At 72.4% G+C, this 14,217-nt stretch carries 14 protein-coding genes; 2 read left to right on the top strand and 12 right to left on the bottom strand.

All coding sequences use genetic code 11. The features are described 5' to 3' along the window. Window positions 1–317: 317 nt before the first annotated feature. Window positions 318–1,337, bottom strand: coding sequence for a GlxA family transcriptional regulator (locus ACFVQ0_RS35390; RefSeq protein ID WP_390093286.1), 1,020 nt, complete (start codon window positions 1,335–1,337; stop codon window positions 318–320). 74 nt (window positions 1,338–1,411) lie between these two features. Between ACFVQ0_RS35390 and ACFVQ0_RS35385 the strand changes: the two genes are divergently transcribed. Next, the gene (locus ACFVQ0_RS35385) at window positions 1,412–1,999 is read left to right on the top strand and encodes a cysteine hydrolase family protein (RefSeq protein WP_390093285.1); all 588 of its coding nucleotides are present in this window, start codon (window positions 1,412–1,414) and stop codon (window positions 1,997–1,999) included. A gap of 1 nt (window position 2,000) precedes the next feature. Here ACFVQ0_RS35385 and proC read toward each other — a convergent pair whose 3' ends face one another. The 10 genes from proC to ACFVQ0_RS35335 all read right to left on the bottom strand — a co-directional run bounded on the left by proC (window position 2,001) and on the right by ACFVQ0_RS35335 (window position 11,248). Further along, window positions 2,001–2,810 carry a pyrroline-5-carboxylate reductase gene (gene proC / locus ACFVQ0_RS35380; RefSeq protein ID WP_390093284.1) on the bottom strand — a complete coding sequence of 270 codons (810 nt, stop codon included), beginning with the start codon at window positions 2,808–2,810 and terminating at the stop codon, window positions 2,001–2,003. A gap of 108 nt (window positions 2,811–2,918) precedes the next feature. Further along, window positions 2,919–3,680: an ABC transporter permease gene (locus ACFVQ0_RS35375; protein WP_390093283.1), complete on the bottom strand. Its 762-nt coding sequence runs from the start codon at window positions 3,678–3,680 to the stop codon at window positions 2,919–2,921. Further along, window positions 3,677–4,444, bottom strand: coding sequence for an ABC transporter ATP-binding protein (locus tag ACFVQ0_RS35370; protein WP_390093282.1), 768 nt, complete (start codon window positions 4,442–4,444; stop codon window positions 3,677–3,679). The genes ACFVQ0_RS35375 and ACFVQ0_RS35370 overlap by 4 nt, the downstream gene beginning before the upstream one ends. A gap of 63 nt (window positions 4,445–4,507) precedes the next feature. Next, complete coding sequence (locus tag ACFVQ0_RS35365; protein WP_390093281.1) at window positions 4,508–5,344, bottom strand: class I SAM-dependent methyltransferase; 837 nt, start codon at window positions 5,342–5,344, stop codon at window positions 4,508–4,510. Window positions 5,345–5,430: 86 nt separating this feature from the next. Further along, window positions 5,431–6,018 carry a hypothetical protein gene (locus ACFVQ0_RS35360; RefSeq protein WP_390093280.1) on the bottom strand — a complete coding sequence of 196 codons (588 nt, stop codon included), beginning with the start codon at window positions 6,016–6,018 and terminating at the stop codon, window positions 5,431–5,433. Window positions 6,019–6,095: 77 nt separating this feature from the next. Then, window positions 6,096–6,572 carry an acetyltransferase gene (locus ACFVQ0_RS35355; protein WP_390093279.1) on the bottom strand — a complete coding sequence of 159 codons (477 nt, stop codon included), beginning with the start codon at window positions 6,570–6,572 and terminating at the stop codon, window positions 6,096–6,098. A gap of 159 nt (window positions 6,573–6,731) precedes the next feature. Then, window positions 6,732–8,582 carry a dihydroxy-acid dehydratase gene (gene ilvD / locus ACFVQ0_RS35350; protein WP_390093278.1) on the bottom strand — a complete coding sequence of 617 codons (1,851 nt, stop codon included), beginning with the start codon at window positions 8,580–8,582 and terminating at the stop codon, window positions 6,732–6,734. A 153-nt stretch (window positions 8,583–8,735) separates the two neighbouring features. Continuing rightward, window positions 8,736–9,365, bottom strand: coding sequence for a TetR family transcriptional regulator (locus ACFVQ0_RS35345; protein ID WP_390093277.1), 630 nt, complete (start codon window positions 9,363–9,365; stop codon window positions 8,736–8,738). Then, entirely contained in the window at window positions 9,362–10,177 is an 816-nt protein-coding gene (locus ACFVQ0_RS35340; RefSeq protein ID WP_390093292.1) for a sugar phosphate isomerase/epimerase family protein, read from the bottom strand. The genes ACFVQ0_RS35345 and ACFVQ0_RS35340 overlap by 4 nt, the downstream gene beginning before the upstream one ends. A gap of 120 nt (window positions 10,178–10,297) precedes the next feature. Further along, on the bottom strand, window positions 10,298–11,248 hold the full coding sequence (locus tag ACFVQ0_RS35335; RefSeq protein ID WP_390093276.1) for a Ppx/GppA family phosphatase: 951 nt from the start codon (window positions 11,246–11,248) through the stop codon (window positions 10,298–10,300). 41 nt (window positions 11,249–11,289) lie between these two features. Between ACFVQ0_RS35335 and ACFVQ0_RS35330 the strand changes: the two genes are divergently transcribed. Further along, the gene (locus ACFVQ0_RS35330) at window positions 11,290–12,129 is read left to right on the top strand and encodes a hypothetical protein (RefSeq protein ID WP_390093275.1); all 840 of its coding nucleotides are present in this window, start codon (window positions 11,290–11,292) and stop codon (window positions 12,127–12,129) included. Window positions 12,130–12,169: 40 nt separating this feature from the next. Here the strand turns inward: ACFVQ0_RS35330 and ACFVQ0_RS35325 are convergent, their stop codons facing one another. Continuing rightward, window positions 12,170–14,086: a hypothetical protein gene (locus ACFVQ0_RS35325; protein WP_390093274.1), complete on the bottom strand. Its 1,917-nt coding sequence runs from the start codon at window positions 14,084–14,086 to the stop codon at window positions 12,170–12,172. Between the last annotated feature and the right edge of the window lie 131 nt (window positions 14,087–14,217).

Raw genomic sequence — 14,217 nt, 5'->3', positions numbered from 1 at the left:
GCATTTTCGCTTTCCAGTTCTTCGCTTTCGCGTTTCCCTTTCCGGCGAGTCCGACTCTATCAGATCCTTTCGGGCCTGATTCCCAGTCAGCGGGGCTTGTCTTCCCGGCTGTTGGGCCGGTCCGACGAGTGAGACATTAGCGGAATCCGGGGCCCCGACGCTAATCGGGGTCACGTTCCTTCGAACGTGGATTCCTCATTTCGCGAATGCGCACGCAGAGACAGGCGACAGCTGTCGCTCGTTCGTTGTGGTTACTGCGGAATGGCTGTCCGGGGACCGACCGGGGTCGGCGCTCACGTCGGACAACTCGGAGCACATTACGGATGCGGTGCGGGCGTGTCAACCCCGGTCCCCGGCGAGGTGCGGTGGAAGGCGAGCCGGTAGTCGCGGGGGCTGGTGGCCAGGTGGGTCGCGAAGTGCTGGCGCATGGTGATCTCGCTGCCGAAGCCCGTGCGGCGGGCCACCTCCGGGAGGGGCAGATCGGTGCGCTCCAGCAGCTTCTGAGCTGCCGCGGCGCGTTGGGTGATCAGCCAGCGCAACGGTGTCGTGCCGGTGGTCGCCTGGAAGTGGCGGGCGAAGGAGCGCGGGGACATGCCGGCGCGGTCGGCGAGCTCCGCCACCGTGTGAGGTTCGGCCAGATGGGTCAGGGCGAAGGCGCGTACGGCCGCGAGGGTGTCCGCGTCGCGGTCCGTGTGCGGGGTCGGGTGCTCGATGAACTGCGCCTGGGTGCCGGTGCGGAACGGGGCGGTGACCATCGAACGGGCGATCGTCGCCGCGGTCTCGGCGCCGTGGACCGTGCGGACGAGGTGGAGGCAGAGGTCGATGCCGGCCGCGGTGCCCGCCGAGGTCCAGAGATTGTCGTCGTGCACGAAGAGGGCGTCGGGTACGACGGTGACGCCGGGGTGGCGGGTGCGCAGGAGCTCCGTGAGGTTCCAGTGGGTGACCGCTCGTCTGCCGTCGAGGAGGCCGGCCTGGGCGAGGGTGAAGGCGCCTCCGCAGAGCGCGGCGATCGGCGTGCCCCGGGTATGGGCGCGGCGCAGCGCTTCCAGGACAGGTTCGGGCGCCGGCGTCACATGGTCGTCCAGCCCCGGAACGACGATCAGGTCGGCTCGGGTCAGCCAGCTCAGCGTGCGGTCGGGGGTGAGGGAGAGTCCGCCGCGCAGGGGGATGGGGGTGGTGGCGGCCGCGGTGCGGCGCAGCTCGAACGGCGGGGCGCCGCGGTCCGTCCGGTCCACGCCCCAGACCTCCGTGATGACCGAGACGTCGAACGCGCGGATGCCCGGAAAGGAGACGAGAGCGATCCGGGTGGGGGCGGCGGGGACGGGGGCGGCGGCCATGCTGGCAGTAAAGCATCGATCGATGGCTTTGTGACCTCTGGGCGGACGGGTGGCCGCGCGGAAGCATAGGGGTCATGGAGATCGCGGAGAACGCAGCGCTGGTAGTCGTGGACGTGCAGGAGGGCTTCGAGGAGGAGGCGTACTGGGGGCCGCGGAACAATCCGTCCGCGGACGGGAACATCGCCGGGCTGATCGATGCCTGGCAGGCGAGCGGGCGGCCGGTCGTCTTCGTACGGCATGACTCGCCCAAGCCGGATTCGCCGTTGCGGGTGGGGTATCCGGGCAACGGCTTCAAGGCGTACGTGGAGGAGCGGCGGGGCAAGGGGGACGGGCCCGAGCTGTTTCTGACGAAGAGCGTGAACTCGGCGTTCTACGGGACGCCGGATCTGGCGGACTGGCTGCGCGGTGGCGGGGTGCGGCAGATCGTGGTGGCCGGTATCCAGACCAACATGTGCGCGGAGACGACGGCCCGGATGGCGGGGAACCTCGGGTACGAGGTGTTCTTCGCGCTCGACGCGACGTACACCTTCGACGGGACCGGGCCGTTCGGCTGGACGATGGGCGCGGAGGAGCTGGCGCGGGCCACCGCCGTGTCGCTGCACGGCGGTGGGTTCGCGAAGGTGGTGCGCAGTGCGGAGCTGATCGCTGCCGCCGCGGAGTAGCTCAGCCGTTGCCGGAGGCGAGTTCGCGGCTGCGGTCGCGGGCGGCTTCGAGGGCGGCGATGAGGGCGGCGCGTACGCCGTGGTTCTCCAGTTCGCGGATGGCGCTGATCGTGGTGCCTGCCGGGCTGGTGACGGCTTCGCGGAGCTTGACCGGGTGCTCGCCGCTGTCCCGGAGCATCACGGCGGCGCCGATGGCGGCCTGGACGATCAGGTCGTGGGCCTGGGCGCGGGGCAGGCCGAGCAGGATTCCGGCGTCCGTCATCGCCTCGACGAGGAAGTAGAAGTACGCCGGGCCCGAGCCGGAGAGCGCGGTGGCGGCGTCCTGCTGGGACTCCGGGACGCGCAGCGTCTTGCCGACGCCGCCGAAGATCGCCTCCGCGGTGGCGAGGTGGGCGCCGGTGGCGTGGCTGCCCGCGGAGATGACGGACATGCCCTCGTCGACCACGACGGGGGTGTTCGGCATGACCCGGACGACCGGGGTGCCGTCGGTGAGGCGGTCCTCGATGAAGGCGGTCGTGATGCCGGCCGCGGCGCTGATGACCAGGCGCTCCGCGGTGACGTGGGCGGAGAGCTCGTCGAGGAGGCGGCCCATGTCCTGGGGCTTGGCCGCGAGGATCAGGATGTCGGCGCGCGCGGCGGCCTCCGCGTTGCTGACGGAGTCGACCCCGTAACGGTTGCGGAGCTCCTCCGCGCGTTCGGAGCGGCGGGTGGTGACGAGCAGGTCGGCCGGGCGCCACCCGGCCCGGATCATGCCGCTGAGCAGGGCCTCGCCGATCTTGCCGGTGCCGAGGACTGCGACTGTCTGGGTCATGCGGTTTCACCCTCCGGGCGGTGCCGCCGGCCGGGCGGGGCTTTCGAACACGCCCTTGCGGTGCCGGCTGTTCTCGGTACTCGTGCCCGCCATCCTCGCACCGGTCCGTCAGGTGGTGCGGCGGCGGAGGGTGGCCGCACCGAGGGCGAGGACGAGAAGGGCGCAGCCCGCCACGATCGCGACGTCGCGGACGAAGTCGCCGGTGACGTCCGGGTGGTGGAGGACCTGGTTCATGCCGTCCACGGCGTACGACATGGGCAGTACGTTCGAGATCGCTTCGAGGACGGGCGCCATCCGGTCGCGGGCGATGAAGAGTCCGCAGAGCAGGAGCTGCGGGAAGATCACGGCCGGCATGAACTGGACGGCCTGGAACTCGGAGGCCGCGAAGGCCGAGACGAACAGGCCGAGCGCCGTGCCGAGCAGGGCGTCGAGCACGGCGACCAGGAGCAGCAGCCAGGGGGAGCCGGTGACGTCGAGGCCGAGCACCCACACCGAGAGGCCGGTGGCCAGGAGCGACTGGACCACGGCGACGGCGCCGAAGGCGAGGGCGTAGCCCGCGATCAGGTCGCCCTTGCCGAGCGGCATCGCGAGGAGGCGCTCCAGGGTGCCCGAGGTGCGCTCGCGCAGGGTGGCGATCGAGGTCACCAGGAACATCGTGATCAGCGGGAAGATGCCGAGCAGTGAGGCGCCGATGGAGTCGAAGGTGCGCGGGCTGCCGTCGAAGACGTACCGCAGCAGCGTGATCATGACGACCGGGATCAGCAGGAGCAGTCCGATGGTGCGGGGGTCGTGTGCCAGCTGGCGCAGGACGCGGGCGGCGGTGGCCAGGGTGCGGGCGGCGCTCAGGGGTGCGGTGGTGTTCGTGCTCATCGGGCGTTCTCCTGACGGCCGGTGGCCGCGTCGACCAGGTGGAGGAAGGCTTCTTCGACGGTCTCGGTGCGGGCGGCGGTGCGCAGCGCCTCCGGGGTGTCGTCGGCGAGGATCTCGCCCTCGCGCATGAGGAGGAGGCGGTGGCAGCGCTCGGCCTCGTCCATGACGTGGGAGGAGACGAGGAGGGTGGTGCCCCGCTCTGCGGCGAGGCGGTGGAAGAGGCTCCACAGATCGCGCCGGAGCACCGGGTCCAGGCCGACGGTGGGCTCGTCGAGGACGAGCAGTTCGGGGGTACCGAGCAGCGCCACGGCGAGGGAGACACGGGTGCGCTGGCCGCCGGAGAGGGTGCCGGCGAGGGCGTCGGAGTGGCTGGTCAGGTCGGTCTCCGTGATGGCCCGGGTGACGGCTTCGCGGCGGGCGTCGCGGTGCCGGCGGCCCGGTCGCAGGATCGCCGCGAAGTAGTCGAGGTTCTGCCGGACGGTGAGGTCGGTGTAGACGGACGGCGCCTGCGTGACGTACCCGATCCGTGGCCGCAGGCCGGGGTGGCCGGCCGGGCTGCCCAGGACGTCGAGGGTGCCGGTGACCTTGGCCTGGGTGCCGACGACGGCTCGCATCAGGGTGGATTTGCCGCAGCCGGAGGGGCCGAGGAGGCCGGTGATCCTGCCGAGTTCGACGGTGAAGCCGAGGCCTTTGAGGACGGTGCGGTTGCCCCGTACGACCGTGAGGCCGCGGGCCTCGATGGCGGCACCCGAAGAATTCATCATGTGATGAATTTTGTCGCGGTGAGGTTCTTCCGTCAAGGGCCCACGGCCTCCGCGCCCACCGGTTCAGCGGATGGTCACGCTCAGCTCGACGACGTACGTCTCCTCCACCACGCCGTCCGGGAAGCGCCGTGCGAGGTGTTCGCGCTCCTCGGAGAGGAAGCGCGAGGCGGGCTCGTCGCCGAGGACCAGGAAGGCGGAGTGGCTGCCGAGGTTGGCGAGGTGGGTGTCCAGGGGGACGCTCCGGGTCCAGGGCACCCTGCGGTGTACGAACGTCAGCCCGGCCGGCAGGTCACGGGCGGATACGGGCGAGCCGTGGGCACCGGTGCCGCCCGCCGCGGGTCCGGCCGCCACTCGGGGGCCGGCGAGCTCGGGCACCTCGGCGGTGAAGAAGCCGAGCAGCCGCTCACCCTGCTCCGCGATCCAGCCGACGTCGGGGTCGGCGACGTTCCACCACAGGGCCAGCGCGCCGCCCGGCCGCAGGACGCGCATGGCCTCGGGGGCGGCGCGGGCGGAGTCGGTCCAGTGCCAGGACTGGGCGTACGTGATCAGGTCGGCCGATGCGTCGGCGAAGGGGAGGCTGTTGCCGTCGCCCCGTACCAGCGGGACGTCCGGCAGGGTCCTGCGCAGCTCCGCCGCCATCCCGGGGCCCGGTTCCACGGCGACGACGACGGCGCCCCGGTCACGGAGACGGCGGGTCGAGATGCCGGTGCCGGCCCCGACGTCGAGGGCGCGGGCACCTCGCAGCGGCCGGCCGGCGAGCTCCTCCACGGCGTCCAGGAGGGCGTCCGGATAGCCGGGGCGGGCGGCGCCGTACTGGGCGGCGGCACGGTCGAACGACAGGGCGCGCGGGGGCGCGGAGTGCGGGGGCGGGCTGGGGTCCGGGGTATGTGTAGTGGCCATGTGGCCATCGTGGCCTCGGCTGCCCTGCCACGGCCAGGGGCCCGCCTCGGCGTGGCGCGTTACCCGAGGCGTTTACTTGCGGCGCGTTACTTGCGGCGGGCCTTCTTCGCCTTGGCCGCATTCGCCTTGGCCGTCTTGCGGGCCGCCGGATTTCCGGTGCGGGACGACCGGCGCTTCGCGTACCGGACCTGCGCCGCCTCGTACTCCGTACGCCGGAGCTTCTCGCCCGGGGCCTCGGAGAACGTACGGATGAAGTAGGCGAGCAGCCCGCCGATGAAGCCGATGGTCTTGAGGCCGCGCAGAGTGTCCTCGCGGGCGGGGTCGGCCGGGCGGCTGCTGAAGCCCTCCCACGTCTTGCGGAAGGCGATCGCACTGCAGACGGCGAACATCAGGACCACCAGGACCCCGACGAAGCTGCCGACGTCGGCGATCTCCAGCCCCTGGTAGGCGAACCGCAGCACGAAGCAGGACACGGCGGCCGCGGCGAGCGAACCGACGGCGACCCCGACGCGGCGCAGACCGTAGTTGCCGTCGTGGGCGACCCAGGTCGTGCCGAAGAAGCGGATGGGCTCGGGCTGCGGACCGGGGGCGGTCGCGGAGGCACCGGCGGGCGCCGTCGCGGACTCGGTGGTGCCGGGCGCGATGTCGTCGGGGGTCTCGCTGTTCTCGCTCACAGGATCGATTGTCCCAGGGCCGGGGAGGTGGCGTCGCGCCCGCTTCCGAGGGGGAGCGGGCGCGACGCCGTCGTGCGTCAGCCGCAGTGGCTCCACGGGCTCGTGTACGCGTACGTACCGGCGGCCGTCTCGATCATGCCGCCCCACTTCACGCAGTGGCTGCCGGCGGCCAGGCGGACCGGGCCCGCGTACGAGGAGTACCGCCCCTGGTCCTTGACCTGCTCCTTGCCGTCCCCGTCGACGTCGAGCCAGGCGCCGGTGGTCAGCGCCTTGCCCTCGGTGGCGGCGGCGTGGAAGGTCACCACGCAGTTGAACTTGGTGCTCGCGTTGTAGAGCAGGTAGACGCGGGCCAGTTCGGCCGACGAGTCCTTGAACACGTGCGAGTCGATCTGGGTGTACCCGGATCCGCAGACGCCGGCCGGGGTGGCGGCGGCCGGCGCGGGCGCGATCGGTGTGGGTGCAGCCGACGCCGCACCGGCCGGGACAGCGGCCAGTGCCGCGAGGGCGGTGACGGCTGACGCGATGACTACTGAGCTGCGTACGGAAGTTCGCATACTCCCCCAATCATGGTCATACATGGCAAGGGGGCGAGCTTACTGCGATCGACCGGTCACACGGAGTCGTTCTCGGGCCACGACGGGCGGGGCCGCAAACGCGTCCGGCCCCTCGCGAGAGGGGCCGGACGGTGGAGCGGGATCTTGCGGATGCGGGTGTCAGCCGAGCTTGGAGACGTCGCGGACGGCGCCCCGGTCCGCGCTCGTCGCCATGGCCGCGTAGGCGCGCAGCGCCGTCGAGATCTTGCGGTCGCGGTTCTTCGGCGCGTAGACGCCGTTCAGCGCCTCCCGGCGGGTGGCCAGCTCGTCCTCCGCGACCAGGAGCTCGATCGAGCGGTTCGGGATGTCGATCCGGATCCGGTCGCCGTCCTCGACGAGCGCGATGGTGCCGCCCGACGCCGCCTCCGGAGAGGCGTGGCCGATGGAGAGGCCCGACGTGCCGCCGGAGAAGCGGCCGTCGGTGACCAGTGCGCAGGTCTTGCCGAGGCCCCGGCCCTTGAGGAAGGAGGTCGGGTAGAGCATCTCCTGCATGCCGGGGCCGCCGCGCGGGCCCTCGTAGCGGATGACGACGACGTCGCCGTGCTCGATCTCCTTGCGGAGGATCTTGTCGACGGCGTCCTCCTGCGACTCGCAGACGACCGCCGGGCCCTCGAAGGTCCAGATCGACTCGTCGACGCCGGCCGTCTTCACGACGCAGCCGTCCACCGCGAGGTTCCCCTTGAGGACCGCGAGGCCGCCGTCCTTGGAGTAGGCGTGCGCCATGTCGCGGATGCAGCCGCCCGCCGCGTCCAGGTCGAGGGTGTCCCAGCGCTCGGACTGCGAGAAGGCGGTCGCGGAACGGACGCAGCCGGGGGCGGCGTGCCACAGCTCGACGGCCTCCGGCGACGGTGAGCCGCCCCGGATGTCCCAGTTCTTCAGCCACTCGGCGAGGGTGTCGGAGTGCACGGAGTGCACGTCCTCGTTGAGCAGTCCGCCGCGGTTCAGCTCACCGAGGATGGCGGGGATGCCGCCGGCCCGGTGGATGTCCTCCATGTAGTACGTACCGCCGGGCGCCACGTTGGGCGCGACCTTGGCGAGGCACGGGACCCGGCGCGAGACCTCGTTGATGTCGTCGAGGTTGTACGCCAGCTCCGCCTCCTCCGCGGCGGCGAGCAGGTGCAGGATCGTGTTGGTCGAGCCGCCCATGGCGATGTCGAGCGCCATCGCGTTGTCGAACGCGGCGCGGGTGCCGATGGCGCGCGGCAGGACCGTCTCGTCGTCCTGCTCGTAGTAGCGCCTGGTGATGTCGACGACCGTGCGGCCGGCCTCCTCGTACAGCGCCCTGCGGGCGGTGTGCGTGGCGAGGACGGAGCCGTTGCCGGGGAGGGAGAGGCCGAGGACCTCGGTCAGGCAGTTCATCGAGTTGGCGGTGAACATGCCGGAACAGCTGCCGCAGGTGGGGCAGGCGTTCTCCTCGATGCGGAGCATGTCCTCGTCGGAGATGCTCTCGTCGACCGCGTCGCTGATCGCGTTGACCAGGTCGAGCTTGCGGACCGTGCCGTCGACGAGGGTGGCCTTGCCGGCCTCCATCGGGCCGCCGGAGACGAAGACCGTGGGGATGTTGAGGCGCATCGCGGCCATCAGCATGCCGGGGGTGATCTTGTCGCAGTTCGAGATGCAGATCAGCGCGTCCGCGCAGTGCGCCTCGACCATGTACTCGACGGAGTCGGCGATGAGGTCGCGGGACGGGAGGCTGTAGAGCATCCCGGCGTGACCCATCGCGATGCCGTCGTCGACCGCGATGGTGTTGAACTCGCGGGGGACGGCGCCCGCGGCCAGGATCGCCTCGGAGACGATCCGGCCGACGGGGGCGAGGTGGGTGTGGCCCGGGACGAACTCCGTGAAGGAGTTGGCGACCGCGATGATCGGCTTGCCGATGTCCTCGCTCGCTACGCCCGAGGCGCGCATAAGGGCGCGCGCGCCCGCCATGTTGCGGCCGTGGGTGACAGTGCGGGACCTCAGCTGGGGCATCGTCTCTCGCTCCTTCGACAGAAAAGACTGGTTCCGAGCGTACGCCTGTGGGGCCAGGATCTGGACGGGGTGTCCGGTATCCGGGATCGGGGCGAGATTCAGCCCCTCCGGCGTTCGAGGAGCGGGAGTGCGGGGGCGGAGCCCCCGGAACGGTCACGCCTCAGTCAGGTAGCGCTGCAACGTGGGGCCCACCATCGCGATGATCTTCTGCGGGTCCGCGGAGGCGAGCGGCTCCGCCCGGATCACGTAGCGCAGCACCGCGATCCCCACCATGTGCGAAGCGGCCAGCTCCGCGCGGAAGGTGGCGTCGGGGACGTCCAGCTGGTCGGCGATGCGGTCCAGCAGGCGTCGCAGTACGAAGACGCGCAGGACCTTCGCCGCCGCCTCGTGGGTCATCGCGGAACGCATGATCGCCAGCAGCGGGGCCCTGGACGCCGGGTTCTCCCACACTCCGATGAAGTAGCCGGCCAGCCGCTCCCCCAGGCCCTCCGTGCTGCTGCCCAGGATGTCCGGGATCACCAGGGCGGGTTCGAAGGAGAGCTCGATCGCGGCGGCGAACACCTCGTCCTTCGTACCGAAGTAGTGGTGGACCAGGGCCGCGTCCACGCCCGCCGCCTTCGCGATGCCCCGGACGGACGTCTTGTCGTAGCCGCGCTCGGAGAACTCGGTGCGGGCCGCCTCCAGGATGCGGGTGCGGGCGCCGGGGCCGGTCTTCGCCTCCGTGCGGGAGGGGCGGCCGCGGCGTCTGGGGGGCGGGGCCTGGTTCCCGTCGCCCTCGGTCACGGGCGCGGCGACGGGGCGGAGGACGACGCGAGGTGCAGCCGGGTGAAGGCCAGCGCCTCGGCCAGGTCGGCCTCGCGTTCGGCGGTGGACATCGCCCGGCGGGTGTTGACCTCGACGACGACGTGGCCGCCGAAGCCGGTACGGGCCAGCCGCTCAAGGAGCTCGGCGCAGGGCTGGTCGCCCCGGCCCGGCACCAGGTGCTCGTCCTTGCCGGAGCCCTTGCCGTCGGCGAGGTGGACGTGGGCCAGCCGGTCGCCCATCCGGTCGACCATGGCCATGCCGTCCGTGCGGGCGGTCGCGGTGTGCGAGAGGTCCACGGTGAAGTGCCGGTAGTCGTCGTTGGTGACGTCCCAGTCGGGGGCGTACGCGAGCATCTCCCGGTCCCGGTAGCGCCACGGGTACATGTTCTCGACGGCGAACCGGACGTCCGTCTCGTCCGCCATTCGCCAGATCCCGGTGACGAAGTCACGCGCGTACTGCCGCTGCCAGCGGAACGGCGGGTGGACCACCACGGTCGAGGCGCCGAGCTTCTCGGCGGCGGCGCGGGCCCGCTGGAGCTTGACCCAGGGGTCGGTGGACCAGACGCGCTGGGTGATCAGCAGGCAGGGGGCGTGCACGGCCAGTATCGGCACCTGGTGGTAGTCCGAGAGCCGGCGCAGCGCCTCGATGTCCTGGCTGACCGGGTCGGTCCAGACCATGACCTCGACGCCGTCGTACCCCAGGCGCGCGGCGATCTCGAAGGCCGTCGCCGTCGACTCCGGGTAGACGGAGGCCGTCGACAGGGCGACCTTCGCATCCGGGACGCGCACCACTGGTTCTGCCACGCAGACAGCGTACGGGCCCCGGTGCGCGACGCCGAGGGAGCCCGGCTGAAAGTGAGAAGGGCCATGGCCCCTCCGCACCCGTCAGGCCGCGGCCGTACTCGGCGCCCGTCAGGCCAGGGCCGTCGCGTCCTGCGTCGGGAGGTGGTCCAGGCGGCGCAGGATGACTCCCTCGCGCAGCGCCCAGGGGCAGATCTCCAGCTCCTCGACGCCCAGCAGGTCCATGGCCCCCTCCGCGACCAGGGCGCCCGCCAGCAGCTGGGCGGACCGTCCGTCGGAGACTCCGGGGAGGCCACCGCGCTCCTCGACCGTCATCGCGGCGAGCTTCGGCACCCACTCCTCCAGCGCCTTGCGGCTGAGGGTGCGCTGCACGTACAGCCCCTCTGTGGAGCGGGCGGCGCCGGCGATCCTGGCGAGCTGTTTGAAGGTCTTGGAGGTGGCCACGACGTGGTCGGGGCGGCCGAACCGGGTGAACTCACCGACGCTGCGGGCGATCCTCGCCCGGACGTGCCGGCGCAGCGCCCGCACCTCCACCGGGTCCGGCGGATCGCCCCGCAGCCAGCCGGCCGTGAGCCGGCCGGCGCCGAGCGGCAGTGAGACGGCGGCGTCCGGCTCCTCGTCGATGCCGTACGCGATCTCCAGCGAGCCCCCGCCGATGTCCAGGACCAGCAGCTTGCCCGCCGACCAGCCGAACCAGCGGCGGGCGGCGAGGAAGGTGAGCCGGGCCTCCTCCGCGCCGCTGAGGACGGTGAGGTCGATGCCGGTCTCGGCCCGCACCCGGGCCAGCACGGTGTCGGCGTTGCTCGCCTCCCGTACCGCGGAGGTGGCGAAGGCCAGCACGTCCTCGCAGCCCTTGTCCTCCGCCGCCTGTGCCGCGCCGGTGACCGTCGCCACCAGCCGGTCCACGCCGAGCGGGCCGATCGCGCCGTCCTCGTCCAGGAGTTCGGCCAGCCGCAGCTCCGCCTTGTGCGAGTGCGCGGGCAGCGGGCGGGCGCCGGGGTGCGCGTCGACCACCAGCAGATGAACCGTGTTCGACCCCACGTCGAGGACTCCGAGTCTCATACGCAGAACGCTACTGCCGCCTGCCGCCTTACTCTGGGCGCGTGCCAAAGACGAAAAAGGCGAAGCCGGACAAAGTCACGAAGAAGCAGAAAACGAAGCAGGAGATGCGGCAGGCGGAAGCAGAGGGACCCGGCGGGTCCGACGAGACGGGGATCGACTTCGCGCGGGCCTGGGTGGAATTCCCGGACCCCGCCGACGACGAGCAGGTCTTCCGCTGCGATCTGACCTGGCTGACGTCCAGGTGGACCTGCATCTTCGGCAGCGGCTGCCAGGGCATCCAGGCCGGTCGCGCGGACGACGGGTGCTGCACGCTGGGCGCCCACTTCTCGGACGAGGACGACGAGAAGCGGGTCGCGGAGAACGTGGCGCGGCTGACCCCGGACCTGTGGCAGTTCCACGACGTGGGTACGGAGTCGGGCTGGGTGCAGACCGATGACGACGGGGAGCGCCAGACCCGGCGCTGGGAGGGTTCGTGCATCTTCCAGAACCGGCCCGGCTTCGCGGCCGGGGCGGGCTGCTCGCTGCACATCCTGGCGCTGCGGGAGGGCAAGGAGCCCCTGGAGACCAAGCCGGACGTGTGCTGGCAGCTGCCGGTCCGGCGTACGTACGACTGGATCGACCGGCCCGACGACACCCGGGTGCTCCAGGTGACGATCGGTGAGTACGACCGCAGGGGCTGGGGTCCCGGCGGCCATGACCTGCACTGGTGGTGCACCTCCGCGACCTCCGCGCACGGGGCCGGGGAGCCGGTGTACGTGTCGTACCGCCCCGAGCTGACCGAGCTGATGGGCAAGGAGGCGTACGACCGGCTGGTCGGGCTGTGCGAGGAGCGGCTCTCCTCGCTGCTGCCGATGGCGCCCCACCCGGCCGATCCGGCGTAGTACCCGCGGTTCTCCGTTCGGGGTTGTACGGGGGGTCCGCTCAGTCCGCCGGGGGCGGGGCGCTCGGGCTCTCTCCCGGGCCGGTCGGGTCCGGCGGGTCCGGGGACGGGCTCGGCCCGCCCGGGTCCGTCGGTGTCGTGGTGGGATCCGTCGGGTCCGTCGGTGTCGTCGTGGGGTCCGTCGGGTCCGGTGTCGGTTCCGTGGGATCCGGTGAGGACGGTGACGGGTCCGACGGCACCGGGGGGCGCGGGTGGACGGAGCGGCTCGGCTGCGGCGGGTTCGAGGGGTGCGGCCTGACGCCCGACGGGCGCCTCCCGCCGTTGCCGTGGATCGCGACGACGGAGCCCGACGGGGCGAGCGCGACCCGTGCCGTCCAGCGGGAGGCAGGTTCGCGCCCGTGGTCGACGAGGACCCGGATCGTGACGCTGCCGCCCGCCGCGAGCTTCCCGGAGGTGCTGCTGAGGCGCAGCCAGGACGCGCCGGTGCGGGCCGACCAGGCGACCGGGCCGGCTTTCGACGCGGTCAGCGTGATCATCGTGGTGGAACCGTAGAGGCGCGCCTCTACGGTGAGGCCGCCCGCGCGGTGCCGTCCCCCGCCGGGGCCGGGCCGTGTGTCGACGCTGATGACCTCGGCCGAGACGTCCGGGCGGCCGTCGTCGGTGAAACGGGAGCCGGACTCGGGGCTGGCGTTGCCCGCGTTCTCGTAGCGCTCGTACGGGTCGCCGCGGCCGCTGCCGTCCGTCTCCGTCGCGGTGACCGAGGCCCCGTCGTGCCCCTCGCCGGTGAGCGGTGCGCCCCGGTAGGCGGACCACAGGGCGATCACCGGGGCGGCGACGACCGTGGCGACGACCGTCGTCGTCATGACCCTGGAGCGCAGCCGGTCCCGGCGCGCGGCGTGGTCCTTGGGGTCCATCGGGAAGCCCGCCCGGTCGAACCGGGGAGTGGCGGACCGATTCTTCTGGTGCTTCTGGGCGTGGATCATCGCCACATAGGCGGACGGTCGCGGCGCCTCGACGACCGCCAGCGCGGCGGCCGGGGTGACGGCCGCGCCCGGCCACGGGCCCTCGGCGTCGGCCCGTTCTGCGGTGCGACGGCAGCGCGGGCAGTCGTCCACGTGCCGTACGAGCTCGCGGCGCAGGGTGGCGGAGAGCAGCACGCGCCGGTCGCCCGTGAGGCGGCCCGCCGAGGGGCAGCCGCCCGACTCGACGACCGCGAGGGCGGCCCTGGTCCGCTCGACCTCGCAGGCGGCCGCGGCAAGCAGCTCCCTGGCGGCGGCGGTCTCCAGGCCCAGGACCGCGGCGACCGCGACCGGGGTGAGGCGGTGCCGTACCGCGAGCTCCAGCGCCTCGCGCTGTTCGGGGGTGGTGCCGGCGGCCTCGGGCCAGGCCAGCCGCGCCAGCTCGCGGCGGTGCGCCTCGACGGCCGCGGGGCTCTCGGGGGCGGGAGCCGGGGCCGGGGCGGGCTGGGGCTGCGCGGGCTGGGGCTGCGGTGGCGTGGGCCGGGACGGCGCGGCCGGCGCCTTCGTGATGTGGGCGGCCGTGGGGGGCGTACGCCGTCCCGCGCGCGCTCCCTGGAGCTGGACGGCCGGGGCGCCACGGTTCCCCTTCGGCTTCGCCGGCACGGCCTTGTCGTGCCGGCGGTGGGCCTGGCGGCCCTGCTTCTGCTCGGTGAGCCTGCGCAGGCACGTCCACCTGGCCAGCGCGTACAGCCAGGTTTTACGTTCCTCCTCGTCCGAGGGACACCGTCCGCCCTGCCGTTCCGCCAGTGCGAGGACACCGCCGAGCGCGTCGGTGGCGGCGTCGTGGTCGCAGAGCACGGAGAGGCAGTAGGTGAACAGACCGTCGAGGTACGGCTCGTAACGGGCAGGCGGCTTCTTCGGTGAGGAGTGGGGCGCACGATGCTGCGTCCGGTGTGCGCCGGGGGTGCTCGCGGGTGTCTCCAGCCTGCTGCTCGTCACCTTGCGACCGTAGGCAGAACGGGGGCCACCCCTAGTGCCCCTTGGGTAGATTTAACCCTTTCGGGTGAACGTATCGCGTGAAAGCGGACAGGATCGGGACCGGGTCGGGCCGGGATCGGGCCGGATTCCCG

This window comes from Streptomyces sp. NPDC057900, from assembly GCF_042887885.1.
GTDB lineage: Bacteria > Actinomycetota > Actinomycetes > Streptomycetales > Streptomycetaceae > Streptomyces.
Note: the sequence above shows the minus strand (reverse complement) of the source record. Positions and strands in the feature narration are given on the sequence as shown.